This is a genomic window from Gluconobacter sp. DsW_058 (genome assembly GCF_002153615.1).
Taxonomy (GTDB): domain Bacteria; phylum Pseudomonadota; class Alphaproteobacteria; order Acetobacterales; family Acetobacteraceae; genus Gluconobacter; species Gluconobacter cerinus.
In genome coordinates this window covers 135705-148855 of the sequence record NZ_JOPH01000001.1, presented here as the reverse complement: position 1 = coordinate 148855, position 13151 = coordinate 135705, and the positions used below count along the sequence as shown (strand labels likewise).

Here is a 13151-nt window from a genome sequence, read left to right as displayed (position 1 = left end):
TCTAACTCAGTTACCCTGTTCGCCGTTTTCTGCACGCAACTGGCGGGCGCGGGTCAGGATACGGGTCGTAATGTCAGACGTGGTCGTGGCTGAAACCGGAGTATCCTGCCATTCGCCGTCCTGAAACACCTGCCGGAATACCGACACGCGAAGCGCGTCAGAACGCATACGGCGGTCAAGCACATACGCAGCAATCTTGAAGCGCTCGCCCTTGCTGGACGGCGGCTGATACCAGTCCGTCAGAATGACACCACCGACTGCGTCGGCGGAAGCCAGCGGCATAAACGAAAGCGTATCGATCGCGCCACGCCACAGATAGGCATTAACGCCGCCCTTGAGCTGGTCAGCGCCACCTTCTGCCCCGCGATCAACGCCGAGCAGATGATTGCGGGGCGCAGTAAGGCTGCTAGGATCGCGAGCGCCGCCACAGGCAGCAACTGTACCGAGGACAAGAATGCCCACGGCCGTCCGAAGCGCTGAACGGCGGGAAGAGCTGGAAACAATCATCTGCATACGAGACATCATGGTGGTCCTGCGGGCCGGGCCAGGGCCGTCACGGGCATGGAGACAGACTGGCGAAACCTGAATCCGGGCAACATCAATTCCGTGTTCATATCGCGCTCATCGGGTAAGGCCAAGCGCCCTACCTGCACATGATCGCTTTATAAAAGACCTGTTGAGCTGAAAGCCTGCCGCAGCTCCGCCTTTTTGGCCGCACTCAGATACGGAAAACGACTCAAAATCTTCTCAATTGTCAGATCCGGAACCAGACGGTGCAAATGCTGTCGAACCTGCTGGATTTCCTCAGTACTTTCGCCCTCAAGCACCAGAGCTGCCAGATAATAGACCAGCGTGCTCGAGTAATTGGGGTGCAGCCCAGCCATCAGACGCCCCATTTCAATGACGTCCTGACGTTCTCCGCCCAACATCATGACCATCATGAAAAACGGTCTGATCAGTGTTGAAAGTGGAGAATGATACGGATTGTGACGCAGCTTTCCTGCTACCGCGGCGGCCTCAGCCAGGTTTCCATCCAGAACATGTAACAGGACGCGGCATAGCAGCACATCGTGCATGTTATGCATGCTTGAAGCCCCAGCCATAGACTTCTCACACATCCGCATGATGGAACGTGCCAGAGGCACAGATGCCGGATCGTGCATCAGCAGCGTGGACAAAAGAATGGCCATCCCAGGCGCATCCGGCTTGAGATTCACCAACAGGCGCGCAAACTCGATGCCGCGCGCAAGCAGCGCTGTTCCGGCCGTACTCCAGTCATTTTCGTAGCGGATCAGGCAGTAGAGCACCTGCATCACTGCCACGGTACCTTCCCGCGGATCTTCAATCCCCGCAGCGTCAAGAAGCTGACTAATCCTCGGGAACAGGGCATTGTCCCGCTTCAACAGCAACATGAAAACCCTGGTCGCTTTACCCAGAGCAGAGAGTTCACTGTCTGCGCGGTTCGCCGTACGGCGTGCCTCTGCAAGGAGAAGGCCCCACTGCATTGCCGTTGCAGGCCCCATCAGTCCGTTGCTGACTGACATCGGGTCCAGATCTGGCAGATCGTAGTAAGTGCCCCAGACGATAAAACCACCGGCCCGAACATCCAGAACCTTCAGGATAAGCCGGAAAGCATTATCCGAGGCACCGGCCCGAACTGCGCCGGTCACCACATAATCGGCGCCGAGGCCGCGATACGATGCAAGGGGGTTGGCCGGGTCTGGAACGAAACCTTCAGGCTTTGCCACAATATCAAAAGTGTCGACATGAACGAACAGAAGTTCAAACTGATCGCTCAAGCTGGTCGCGCACTTCAGCTCGGCATCTTTCAAACCGTCCGCCGCAAACGGCGACAATACAAGCAGGGAGATCTTTCGGGATTGTCCTGCTGCCATCTGCGAAAGATGAAGCGGTAATGCCAGCATCGGATCTGTACGCTGTGCGCCTGTAGGAACAGCAAGAGTATCGTCGTTGCCTGAAAATAGCACCGAAGCGCCGTCCAGCTCGGCAATACCTGCGGCCCCAATGCTCGGCTCGAGCCCTGCTGCCTTCAGAACACTGGAAATTAATGCTTGGGTAACAGGGCCTGCCACATGCCCCTCTTCCTGCCCAAAGGCTCGCACGGCCTGCTCCGCCAGGAGAACGGCCCTTGCCTGCTCACCGCGACGCAAAGCACTTTGAATCTTGGCCCGCCATGCGGCCTCATTCAGGGCATCAACCTTGAGAAGACGATCCGTAACGTCATCAACCTGCTCTGGGTCAGTCAACTCGCGCAGACAGCCTTCGTAGAGCCCGAGAAGATGATGTGAGAGCCGTGCGCGCTGCTGACTGAGCCACTCATCCAGTGCAACATCGATTCCGCTAAGCTCTCCAAGCAGCACTTCCTCTGGCGCCGGGATACTGTCGATGGTCCTAACACTGGCTGTGAGAATACGCTCAGCATCCACAGACGTCAGAGCTGGCTTCAGCATAAGAGAATGCCGCTGCACATCTATGATCTCGACGCCCAAGGGGCTCAGAGCGTCCAAAAGACGGTGAATTTCCTGCCGCAATGAAGCGCGCGCCATATCTTCTGGCCGACGACTCCATAGCAGTTCAGCCAGTCGAGAACGAAGAACGGGCTTCCTGTCAGACAGAGCCAGAATAGCCAGAAGCGCGCGTGTTTTACCTCCAACAGGAAGAACACTCTCTCCGGTCAGGGTGCGCGCTTCCATTTGCCCAATAAGCTTGAGACGGAGAAGTGTAGGGTCTGCTTCGCGGGCCTGGCGCACTGAACTTGAAAGCATCTTAGTCATACCCATCAATACCCGCAGTCAGACCGAAACGCATGAAAAGGACGCAGACTATCTCGATCAGATATTCGATGCGAAACCATGGCTAGCAACCCTCAACCCTAACAGCCCTGGAACAGGCGTTTCAAAACGCTCGCTGTAGGAACAGGCTGTGGCATTACCGTCCTCCCTACCCAGGCGCTGATAATGTTCAGCAACCACACCCCATCAGAAGATTTCTTGAAATCTTTATGGAGGGGTCTATTTCGAGGATAGCAATTCTTCGCACTCATACATTGAGGCAAAGATATACCACCCAGCTACGTACTACTTTCTCAACCTATCCACAGGATAAGCCAAAACTATGGCACTTCATCAGAGACAGCTTTTGACACAGGCACTTCTGAAAGTTTGATATCAAAAAACTATGTAGACAGGGATAACTGGAACCACAGACAACACGAAAGTGCAAGAATGTTCTTACATTTTCGCCTCCAAATTTAGACATATAAATACGCCAAAAACCCGATAATTGGAAATATGATTTACGTTTTTATGTTAATTTGATAATTAAATTACGGAATGAATAACGTTTCCGCTTCACTGATATCATATTTGGTTTGCAAAATAATAACATTTTTTTCAGTATTGACCCTATCCAGAGCGATGCTTGCAGGTGAAAGCATCTTAGGATAACTAGCTCCTCGTGTGTCCGCGTAGCTCAGCAGGATAGAGCACAGGATTCCTAAGGTCTGAATTGGGCGCCATGACAGGAAACTTCATGGTGGATTCACTCAAATTCGGGGAACGCTCTGGTTCACTTGAACCGTGCCAATCCCGAGCCAAGCTTTCCGCATTGACCGGAAAGAAGGTGTAGAGACTGTAAGGGTGACACCTTGGCCGCTTAGGGGGCTGTGGTGAAGAGACAGTCCAGACCACGAACATGCCCAAAGGCATGGCGGCGAAAGTCGAAGTGGTATGAATCCTGGGGCCGGAGGTTCGAATCCTCTCGCGGACACCATATCTTCACAAGAGTCGCAGTAAATAGCCATTTTTTAGGACTGTTTTACAGTTCCTAGGGATTGTTTTACAGCATCCATCCGCTTCATCGCCTCTCTCGCCAGCTTCTCCTGGTCAACGGCGCGGGTGTATCTCTGCACTTCTGACAGTGTCGTGTGGCCAGTTATCGCGGCAATTTGATGCGCTGTGCATCCGGCCTCTGCCAGACGCCGTGCAGCAGCTTTTCTTAAGCCGTGCGGGCTTAGGCCATCCGGGAGACCTGCTGCGTCTCGCCATGACTTGAAGCGCATATAGAAACCATTTGCTGTAAATGATTCTCCATTACGACGTTGTAAGAAATTACCATTCTCAGGTGCCTGAATTAGTTCGGTCATCAGATTAGGGTGAACAGGTATCATCAGGGACGTTCCAGTCTTTTGCTGGGTTACTTCAATAATGTCCCCGCGCAGATGCTTCCGTTCCATCCTCACCACGTCACTTCGACGCTGCCCAGTGTATAACAATAACGCCAAGGCTAGACGCTGGACGGACCCGCTAGACCAGTGATCTTCATATTGCTGGATCTGCTCATCAGACCACGTTTCAACACCATCAGCCTTTTCTTTGTATCTCTTGAGAGGAATAGCCGGATTATCTGCACGCCAGCCGTCATCGACGGCATAGTCGAACAGCATGCGAAACAATTTAATCCGATGATTTGCTGCTGCCGGCCTATCAGAAAATTCTGCAACGAACCGACGCAGATGTAGTGTCTGAAAATGCTCTACATAATCGTCCGCATATGGCGCTTTTTGTATCGACAGCAACAATCGGCGGTAGTTCGTCTGAGTATTTTTGCCCAAAGACATAAACCGGGCGGATTCCATCCAGAGATCTATCAGGTAGGCGAGCGTTTTCGGTGCTGGCGGCCGTTCTATTGTTTCCGTTTTCGCCAGAGCCTCCTGATAGGCAAGTAAGAAGCGGGCATCTTCTTGGGCCGGAAGCCGTATAGACTGATGTCCTGGCCTCCGGAAATAAAGTCTGTACTTGCCGTATCGATCCCTAACCTTCTGGATATATTTCAGGCGGATAATGGTCACGTAACGAAACGATCCAGTGGATTAACCGGCAATGCTGGCGTAGGAATGCTTTGCCGTTTCGTTCCCAGCAGACCATCTACCCACGCGTCCAGATCTTCTCGTGCCCAAGCTACCCGACCAGGCACAGGAGAAAGTTTCCGGCAATGCGGTGCGACGGCCGTCCTGAAAGATGATTCGGATAGAGCCAAGTATTCTGCTGCCTCTCGGGTCGTATAGAGGCGCTTATCAGTCATGGGTTGTACTCCGGCGTAAGGGAGTTCGCGCAGTGCTTGCCGGCGTCTGTCGTGAAGAAATAGACTTTTCCTTCTCCCCAAGGCACCTCGCGATCTGATTGCCGCATCAATCCTTTCTCCACCAGTGAGCAAAGAACAGGATTGGCTCGGTCCGTGTAATAGTCGTCCCTGAAGCCTGCCTTCATAACATCACCGCAAGTCGAGCCATGGGCGTGCAAGAGCACATCGCGTTCCTTAGGTGTAAGTCCCAAGGCAATCTCGTCCGGAGCCGGAAGGCTGATGTCCTTTTCTTTACAGCGTCGGACTGTGATGTCTGCAAATGAGACGTCATCCAATTCCCTTCGCACTTCAGCTCGAACCTTGCTGGCTGAGGGGCCATATACAATACAGCTATCGCCTTCAGCCCACCTCGCGACAACTACCGTCCAAGCCTTCCGGATGCGTTTCGGGCGGCAAAAAGGGACAAAGTAATGATCGCGGCGTTTCCCAGTGTATCCGCACTCGCGGCAACCGCTGCCAGTCGGTGTGCAATACATGCTTTCACTGTCTTCACAGTCGCTGCACGCCCGCGTGAAGGAAATCATTTCGCAAAGCTCAGGAAGGCCAATATCGCGCTTGTTATGGATAAACGCCCATGACTTGCGGCGATCCAGGCGGAATCCAGCCCGCTTGTCGGCTTCCTCCCAAGACATAGCGCGGTCATTATGGACGATCCTGCCGTCCACCTCTTCATGACCTAGCCGTTCGATTGCAGATCCGCTCATGCCGGGTCTCCCGGTCTTGGAGCCATGAGGCCTTCAGTTACCCACCTGCACGCTACGCCTCCGAGGGGTTGGATACGATATATGTGGTAGGCAGCTCCTTTATGATCGTATTTGGTTTCGAGGGAGCAGATCCTGCCTGTTTTCCAGATACTCCTACCCCATTCAAAACGAACGATCCTCCCCGTAGTATATTTCGGCGGGCTCCATGAGTATTCCATCACACCCCTCCCTCGCGTGTGAGGGCTGCGCGGATCATGTTTGTCACATATCCCAAATCACTCGGCCCCATCTTCGATCGTTGGCAGACCTGAAGAACGTCTAATGCAACCTTCTTCAGCTTCTCAGCCCGCGCCTTACTCGCCTCGGCATCAGACCGCGCAAGCTGCTCGGCGTCCTTCAGGGACGCAATCTCCGCATCCTTCCGGCGCTGCTCTTCCGCTGCGCCCTCTTCAAAACATTGCCGCGCATGACGAGCCAGCGCGGGCAAGTCATGGGATGAAAGCCGCAGCTCCCGCTGGATTTTTAGGGCTTTTGCTTCGCCATATTCACGCGTCCGCACTTTCTGTTCCGTGTTCTGGGTCATTTCGCGGCATCCTGCGCGGAAGACTTGGCGTAAATAGCCCGGTAGTCTGTCTCTAAAATCGAAGCCCAGCTCCGTGCATGATGCTCATTGCGGGCACCGACCCAGTTCTTGAATTGGTCGAGGTACTGCCAGCCAACGATGACGAACTTCTCTGGCCTCAATGTCCCAGGCAGTGGCTTGGGCTCAACATCCCTGACCGGGGGTGGGAGTGGCTTACTGCGTGGCATGAGTGTGATCTCCCTTGGGAGTTTCCCGTTTGATCCTGGCAAGAGTGTTGCGCATCGAACGGACATCGCTTGGTGTGGATGGGCTGAAGACAATTCCGCCCGTTTTATGCGTCCATCGCAGGTGGCCGCCGTTGGTACGGGCCGCTGACCAGCCAAGGGCAGCCGCTTTCTTGCGCAGGCGGCGCATGTCTGAGTGAAGGCCGTTCATGCGTAGCGGCTCCCCAGTTCAGTCAGATCGACCTTGATTTTCCCTGCGAAGGACGGCGAACAGACCGTGGCGACCAGGCGATTACCCAAATAGATATCGTGGTCACATAGCGTCTCGCGGACGTCGTCTTTTGCCTGCTGCTCGGCGTCTTTGTACTCGGTGTAACGCTGGCCCGCATATGGCCGAGGGCGAACGCCAAGCATGCAAACCGTAAACATCTCCGGCGTTCTTGCTTCAGTGGACATCGCGCCCTCCTGGCAGAAGGTCGGTGCAAAAGCGCAGGAAGCCAGCAAGGCGACCAGACGCCTTTGCGGCCTCAGTGCGCATCAGCAGATCTTGCATGGCCTGAGGACCGCGCACGGGAGGCTCCGGAAACGGGATGGCCTCTGCCGGCTTCGTGGCGTGCAGCAGAGCGACCAATTCTGCCTCAACAGCTTCAGCTGTGGCTGCATACGCTTTGGCAATGCCGGGAATAGAAGCATCAGCAGCTCTTGCGCGTGCATGCACCAGGCACACGCGGCGCTCCCGAGCTTTCTGTTGGACTGCCAGCGGGCGGTCAGACAGATATTCTGCAAACGTCTGATCGGTATGACCATGCAGGAGAGGATGAAGCGGACGCATCATGCTGCAGCTCCCAAGTCATGGGTCAGCTGGCGCGAAGGCGCACGGCAGCGCCAAGTGTTCGCTATGTCGCGGAAAACCGTCACGAAGGCCCACCGGATTCCGTTCGGTATCATCGGGTCATGATGCTGGGTGGCGTAGTTTGCAAACATGTCCCAGTGGTCAGCTTCGCCAAGCATGACGAAGACGGGAACATAAGCGCGGGATGCAGCGAGCTTCAGACCTGAAAGGTGATGAAAGCTGTCCGGTAGGTTGCGGCGCAGGATGATGAGCGCTCTCGCAACGTCGAAACTGATAAGGGTGTGAGACTGGCGCGCCTCACCTGCGGGCAATGACATATCGATCTCCATCGCATCGGTGCGATAGAGATATCGTTATGCGATAGTTTTATCGCTATCAAGTGCAAATGCGACAAAACTATCGCATTTTTATTCGGGTCTGTAGCTACCAACGATGATCGCGATAATTTCTAGGTCTAGTGCAGACGCATGATCCGCATCATGGCCGTCACGCGATAAAGCCAATGCCACATCATCGAGAATTACCGGTGCTTGAAAGGCGGGATCGTAGCTCTCAGGCCACAGAATTCTCCTACCTTCCGGAGTTTCTTCATACTTTTTAATCGTTGCTTCGAGGCCACTTTCGCCGCGCTTTAGGACAACGACCCGCTCGCCAGTCCGCGGCATTCTGCCTATACAATCAGTACGCACCGCAATCGCAATGCTTCCTTCTGGATAGACACGATTCATACTGCTTCCTCGAACGAGCAAACCAAATCGTTCTACACCGATATAACGGCTATCAGCTGGCACGTTAATCGCGCGCCAATCCTCAGCAGGCCAGTCTAAAGCTTCCTGCCACAGACCAGCTTGCACGGCACCTTTAACATACACCGTGCCCACAGGGACCTCTTCTGCCTCTGGGGCTCGTGCCGTCTGAACTGGCTCATCCCCCCCGGCTGCATCAAGAAAGTAAGACGGGCTTACTCCAAGCGCTACGGCTAGTTTTTGAAGGTTCACCGGCTTGGGCGCGTGACCGCGCTTCCTAATATGTCGGATGGTATTCAAACCAACATCAGCGGTGATGCATGCCTTGCGTTCAGACATGCCAGTCGCCTTCAACCGCTCGTCGATACGGGCCAATAGCAAATCGTAGCTCATGCGATAATTCTGTCGCATATGCTTGTCATTGTCGTGCGATATGAGTATCGTACCGTATGCGATGAAAGTATCGCGTACGGAGTGATGATGCTGGATTATCGGAAACAACTTGTGTGCCTCGCAGAAACCATGGCTAAGGCCCGTGGAATTTCTGAGGCCCGCATTGCCAATCTTGCGGGGTGTGACGGGAATTTCTTTTCTCGGCTACGCACTGGAGGGGGATGCCGAGTTGATACCTTTAACCGCGTAGTCAGCTTTTTTTCACAAAACTGGCCGCTCAACGCCTCTTGGCCTGAGAGCATCATTATCCGCCCTGAAGCGGAGCAAGCAGCATGAGCATCCTTCATACTCTCAAGCGTAAGCTTCGCTCATGCCGCCGTCAGCAAGATGCTGTCTTGCCGAATTATGATCCTTGGTCGGTTTCTCCAGACCAGCTTATTGCAGGGGACCGGAGGGTCTATCCTCAAGAGCAGATTTCGCGGTCTTTATCAGGTCTTCGCCCAGAGCAATTGCAGCTTGAGGCGTTAAAGAAAACTGCTCCTGTCGATCACCGGCAGGCAAGTGCTCTGGTGCAGAAGCGGCGTGGACGATCAGAACCACGTCTGATGCGCCGTGTATTTTTATTACTTGGTGTCCAGTCACGGCAGACAAGTCTACCTGACCGTCTTTGCGAAGTTTCCACTCAGACATTAGAATCGTCTCCTGTTTGTTTGCCCGAGAGCAGAATGGACGATCGTGGTCGGGGACGCGAGTCCTCGACCACAGCGAGAGGAGCGGGTGCATGACGCTGCTTTCCCGCATCAAGACCGCCACTCAGATGGCCGTAAAAGCTATCGGCGGTGTAGATCCAGCAGCCGAGGCTTCACGTGTCAGTCGTGCGCGGATCTCTGAATACCAGAAGCGCCATTCTTCCTCGGTCATCCCGGTGGATGTGGCTGTCGCTCTGGATGAGTTTGCCCAGGAGCCGCTGATCCTAACGGTTATGGCGCAGCATCTTGGATATGTTCTGGTGCCAGTCCACGTTGGGGAAGGCCATATTCCGTCCAGTATGGAACTGGTGGCCAAGCGCGCTGGCGACACGATGACCACGACAGTTCGTATCATGGCGGACGGCGTCATCGATGATGGTGAAGCTGTCGAACTCGAAGCCGAACTCTGCAAGCTGCAAACGGCAGTAAGCCACGGCCTTCGTGCCGTCAGGTCTCGTATCAAGAAGGGATCGCAAGCATGACGATCCAGATCCCCGCCACGTTTGACCGTGACGATGTTCCGTCAATGGCGTTCCTGAAGGTTCTCCCGGCCGAGCAGCGCGGCGTGTTTCATTCGCTCATGGATGCGCTTAAAGCGGCTCGTGACGTTGTGTTCCGCGTTGGCGGCCGTGCGCTGGATGATGCCCAGGTGGCGCAGATGGCGTGCGAGACTGTCGATGTGCTGCAGCGTGTTTTGCCGGAACTTGAGTTCACACGCTTCATCCTGCGCGATGAAGACGGGGCGCTGTACAGCCCTCACCTTGTAGAGCGCCATATCCGTCGCCTGGAGCGGGCTGAGGCGCGTGCCGAGCGACAACGACACCTGGAAGAGTTCCAAGCCCGCCAGGCGGCCGGTGAATTCGCTCCTGATGCTAGTGTGAAGGCGATGACGTCCCGTGCTAATGCCGACAAGGGCGGCCGTCCCCGCAAGGGTGAAACGCGGGCAGAGGCTCGTCTACGTCGGGAGCGTGAAGCTACCGAAGAACATGAAGCTAACCAGCAACGTGAAATGCGCCTCCTGTCGGCTGTTTCTGGTGGGCGGAATTCCGAAACCGAAAACCTAAACCAGTTTTCAAAAACGGTTTTGGTTTCAGGGGTTTCAGTTTCGAAACCGGTTTCTGAGTTTCCCGTAGATCTAGAGTTAGAGAGAGATAATAACCTTTCTAATTCTAAATCTACGAAACCGGCAGAAACCAAAACCGAAACTGATTTAGAAACTCAAACCGAGAAACCGGCTCTTGAAGTTCCAGAAGCCCTGATCTCTCAGACTGTGGCCCGCGTTCTCAAGATTGGACGCCTCCCTGATGGTCAGGCCGGTTTCGCCAAGAGCATTTGCGGTCGCTTCCTGCGGGACGGTGTTCCAGCGGATATTCTGGTGGAAGCTGTAAAGCAGCATGCCGAGAAAATGGCCCTGAACGGTGATACTGCCAACCGAATGGGGGCTTTCTGTAAACCGATTGAACGGTTCTGGGCTGATTATCAGGCCGGAGTGTCAACCGAACCGGCACCACCAGCCCCTGCGCTTGCGGCGTGGGAAGTCAGAGCGCTGGATGATTATGCCAGGGCGCTGAAGCTCCGGACCGAAATGCTGGCTGAAAACCGCGATTTCACTGCGATGATGCGGGACTGGCCAGATGTAGCAAAGTCCAACGGGCTTCCCTCGTGCGCCGTAGAACGGGATGCGTATCTTTCCTGGTACCGTCCGCAGGAGCAGGCAGCGTGAGGACACTGAGACGCGCCCTCGCCTCTTTCGCCCATTCCGAATTCGATACTGTCTGCCTCGAACGCGACCAGGCGCAACAGCGCGCTGACACCATGGCGAAGACAGTAGCGAACCAAGCCCTGGAGATTGTCACACTCCAGGCCCGTCTGGCTCGGCTCACATCGACCCGGGATGCCGACGGCCGATTTATGAAGCGCAACCCCACATGAACGTGGAATGCAAATGACTACTGCCGCCAAGGCAACTGAAGACCTTAAAGAAGAAATCGTCCCGATGACCGGGGCTTGGAACCAACGAATTACCTTTGCAGAACTGGAGATTAATAAAGTCAGGACTGAGGTTATGCGCCGCGGCGTTGGCCTTTACAGTCTCTTGCGCAGCGGCACTATCAAGCAGTGGCATGTCGATGCTGCGCAGCGTTGGGCTCGTGATTTTGAGACCGGAATTATGGGAGCAGCCGATCCAGAGCGGCGATCTACTGGCCAAGGCACTCTTGAAGACATGATGCTGGCACGCTCCGCAGCCGTGGCGCGCTGTGAGGGCGTCCGTAGGACGTTGGGGCGTTATGCTGCTGATCTTCTGGTTCTTCTTGTTTTGGACGGATTGTCAGTCGCTAGAATTGCCGAAATGTACGGCAAAAATCGTCAAAGCATGACTGGAACCGTTGAGCTTCTCTTAGAGCAGGTCGCGGACTACTATGAGGTAAACTTAAGCAAAGTGAAATAATCCGCATGACTGATTTTAGCTGCTTTTGGGTAATCCCGAATTGGAAATCTACAGACGTTCTCGCGTTTGCTTGGGATGCCATGAAAGCAGCTGTTCCTGCTGCGGTTGCCTGGGTTGCTTACAAGGTCTCAATAGAAGCCAAAGAGGCAACCCAAGCACAAAGGGACATAGCTGCTAATCAGTATAAAATAAGCCTATATGAAGTTCGTTCTCGCGCCGTCCAGAAAATTGAAGTTTGGCTAGAAAAAAATCCAAGCAACTCAAATGAAATAGTTAAAGAATATTATGATATAATGGTATTAATAGATGGAATAAACAATTTATTTGGAAATAAATTTCATATTAATGCAATAGAAAAAACTACTAAAGAATTGCGATTTCTAACATCCAGATATGTATCAATGAAAAATCTTTATTATCGCGTTTTCGATAAAGAACAACATCGCCGAATAAAGCTGGACGAATACAGGCTAAAAATTATTGAACAATTTAACTTCTTGAGAAGTCTGGTAGAAACATTTTTAGTTGAAATTCGTACTGAGTTAAAAGTTCCAGATGTGCCCTAAAATGCGCTCGGATAAATGATTTTTCTGGGGCTAATCTTGATTACCTTCTTGACCTGAAACAGGAACAGACAGTAAACTTTTAATCTCTGCGAAGACGTGTGACTGGAAACGGTCCACGTCTTTTTTATTGGCGTTTTGCCTCCCCATAAGTGAATCAGAAATGCGGACACTCGCACCTGCGAGCGCAGGCGACGTGTGCCGTCGCGGCGCGCAGCACTATTTTGTGCTGGCGGTCGAAGGTGCGCGGGCACTTTGCGTGCCTGTCATCTTCAATCGCACCTTTATCCATCGCGCCGATGTCTCAGTCTGGGGCGGAAAGCGCGAAAAATTCCTGAGCCTTGCTGGATCCACGGTCGTGCGGTGCACGGATCATCGCTGGCACAGCAACACCTGGGACAGCCGCGTCATGCAGGCCAGTCCTGCAACCATACGAAAAATCCTTGCCAGCTTTCGTCGGGATCTCGAAGCCCAGACGATAGAAGCTGGCGGCTCAGGATTGTATCAATCTGTCCTGGCACGCGGTCCTAAGCTCGGTGATCGTGGTCGAAAGAAAGGCGGATCGCCTTCTGACTGACCAGAGCAAAAGCCGACACGATAACCCAGAGTTATCTGACAAGCCTATCAGGACAGAGTGTCAGATAACCCTCTGGATGGGTTCATAACCCGTCAGATAATCAGCGTTATCTGACGGTTTTTCAGGGTCTCCGCAGGATCGGAAACC

Annotated in this window: 19 protein-coding genes; 6 read left to right on the top strand and 13 right to left on the bottom strand. The window is 53.8% G+C overall.

The window, feature by feature from the left end:
* Positions 1–6: 6 nt before the first annotated feature.
* From HK24_RS00765 to HK24_RS00700, 13 genes are all read right to left on the bottom strand, one after another.
* On the bottom strand, positions 7–588 hold the full coding sequence (locus tag HK24_RS00765; RefSeq protein ID WP_086632935.1) for a DUF3576 domain-containing protein: 582 nt from the start codon (positions 586–588) through the stop codon (positions 7–9).
* Positions 589–662: 74 nt separating this feature from the next.
* Positions 663–2801 carry a hypothetical protein gene (locus HK24_RS00760; RefSeq protein WP_086632934.1) on the bottom strand — a complete coding sequence of 713 codons (2139 nt, stop codon included), beginning with the start codon at positions 2799–2801 and terminating at the stop codon, positions 663–665.
* 1025 nt (positions 2802–3826) lie between these two features.
* Entirely contained in the window at positions 3827–4870 is a 1044-nt protein-coding gene (locus HK24_RS00755) for a site-specific integrase (protein WP_233125914.1), read from the bottom strand.
* Entirely contained in the window at positions 4867–5103 is a 237-nt protein-coding gene (locus tag HK24_RS00750; RefSeq protein WP_086632933.1) for an AlpA family transcriptional regulator, read from the bottom strand. Before HK24_RS00750 ends, HK24_RS00755 begins: the two co-directional genes overlap by 4 nt.
* Positions 5100–5867 (bottom strand): hypothetical protein, encoded by a 768-nt coding sequence (locus tag HK24_RS00745; protein WP_086632932.1) that lies wholly within the window; start codon positions 5865–5867, stop codon positions 5100–5102. Before HK24_RS00745 ends, HK24_RS00750 begins: the two co-directional genes overlap by 4 nt.
* Before the next feature lie 217 nt (positions 5868–6084).
* On the bottom strand, positions 6085–6450 hold the full coding sequence (locus HK24_RS00740) for a hypothetical protein (RefSeq protein ID WP_086632931.1): 366 nt from the start codon (positions 6448–6450) through the stop codon (positions 6085–6087).
* Complete coding sequence (locus tag HK24_RS00735) at positions 6447–6677, bottom strand: hypothetical protein (RefSeq protein WP_086632930.1); 231 nt, start codon at positions 6675–6677, stop codon at positions 6447–6449. The genes HK24_RS00740 and HK24_RS00735 overlap by 4 nt, the downstream gene beginning before the upstream one ends.
* Positions 6664–6885 (bottom strand): hypothetical protein, encoded by a 222-nt coding sequence (locus HK24_RS00730; RefSeq protein ID WP_086632929.1) that lies wholly within the window; start codon positions 6883–6885, stop codon positions 6664–6666. Before HK24_RS00730 ends, HK24_RS00735 begins: the two co-directional genes overlap by 14 nt.
* The gene (locus HK24_RS00725) at positions 6882–7130 is read right to left on the bottom strand and encodes a hypothetical protein (RefSeq protein WP_233125913.1); all 249 of its coding nucleotides are present in this window, start codon (positions 7128–7130) and stop codon (positions 6882–6884) included. Before HK24_RS00725 ends, HK24_RS00730 begins: the two co-directional genes overlap by 4 nt.
* A complete protein-coding gene (locus HK24_RS00720) occupies positions 7120–7509 on the bottom strand; it encodes a hypothetical protein (protein ID WP_086632928.1) in 390 nt (129 codons plus the stop codon). Before HK24_RS00720 ends, HK24_RS00725 begins: the two co-directional genes overlap by 11 nt.
* Positions 7506–7844, bottom strand: coding sequence for a hypothetical protein (locus tag HK24_RS00715; protein ID WP_143412278.1), 339 nt, complete (start codon positions 7842–7844; stop codon positions 7506–7508). The genes HK24_RS00720 and HK24_RS00715 overlap by 4 nt, the downstream gene beginning before the upstream one ends.
* 90 nt (positions 7845–7934) lie before the next feature.
* Positions 7935–8666 (bottom strand): LexA family transcriptional regulator, encoded by a 732-nt coding sequence (locus HK24_RS00710; RefSeq protein WP_086632926.1) that lies wholly within the window; start codon positions 8664–8666, stop codon positions 7935–7937.
* Between the two features lie 435 nt (positions 8667–9101).
* Entirely contained in the window at positions 9102–9356 is a 255-nt protein-coding gene (locus tag HK24_RS00700; RefSeq protein ID WP_086632924.1) for a hypothetical protein, read from the bottom strand.
* A gap of 91 nt (positions 9357–9447) precedes the next feature.
* Between HK24_RS00700 and HK24_RS00695 the strand changes: the two genes are divergently transcribed.
* The 6 genes from HK24_RS00695 (at position 9448) to HK24_RS00670 (ending at position 13004) form a co-directional block, all read left to right on the top strand.
* A complete protein-coding gene (locus HK24_RS00695; RefSeq protein WP_086632923.1) occupies positions 9448–9897 on the top strand; it encodes a phage regulatory CII family protein in 450 nt (149 codons plus the stop codon).
* Entirely contained in the window at positions 9894–11138 is a 1245-nt protein-coding gene (locus HK24_RS00690) for a hypothetical protein (protein WP_086632922.1), read from the top strand. Before HK24_RS00695 ends, HK24_RS00690 begins: the two co-directional genes overlap by 4 nt.
* Positions 11135–11347, top strand: a complete 213-nt coding sequence (locus tag HK24_RS00685) for a hypothetical protein (protein WP_086632921.1) — start codon at positions 11135–11137, stop codon at positions 11345–11347. Before HK24_RS00690 ends, HK24_RS00685 begins: the two co-directional genes overlap by 4 nt.
* A 13-nt stretch (positions 11348–11360) precedes the next feature.
* On the top strand, positions 11361–11864 hold the full coding sequence (locus tag HK24_RS00680) for a hypothetical protein (protein WP_086633046.1): 504 nt from the start codon (positions 11361–11363) through the stop codon (positions 11862–11864).
* A gap of 5 nt (positions 11865–11869) precedes the next feature.
* The gene (locus tag HK24_RS00675; RefSeq protein WP_086632920.1) at positions 11870–12430 is read left to right on the top strand and encodes a hypothetical protein; all 561 of its coding nucleotides are present in this window, start codon (positions 11870–11872) and stop codon (positions 12428–12430) included.
* 160 nt (positions 12431–12590) lie between these two features.
* Positions 12591–13004, top strand: coding sequence for a hypothetical protein (locus tag HK24_RS00670; protein WP_233125912.1), 414 nt, complete (start codon positions 12591–12593; stop codon positions 13002–13004).
* The last annotated feature ends 147 nt before the right edge of the window (positions 13005–13151 follow it).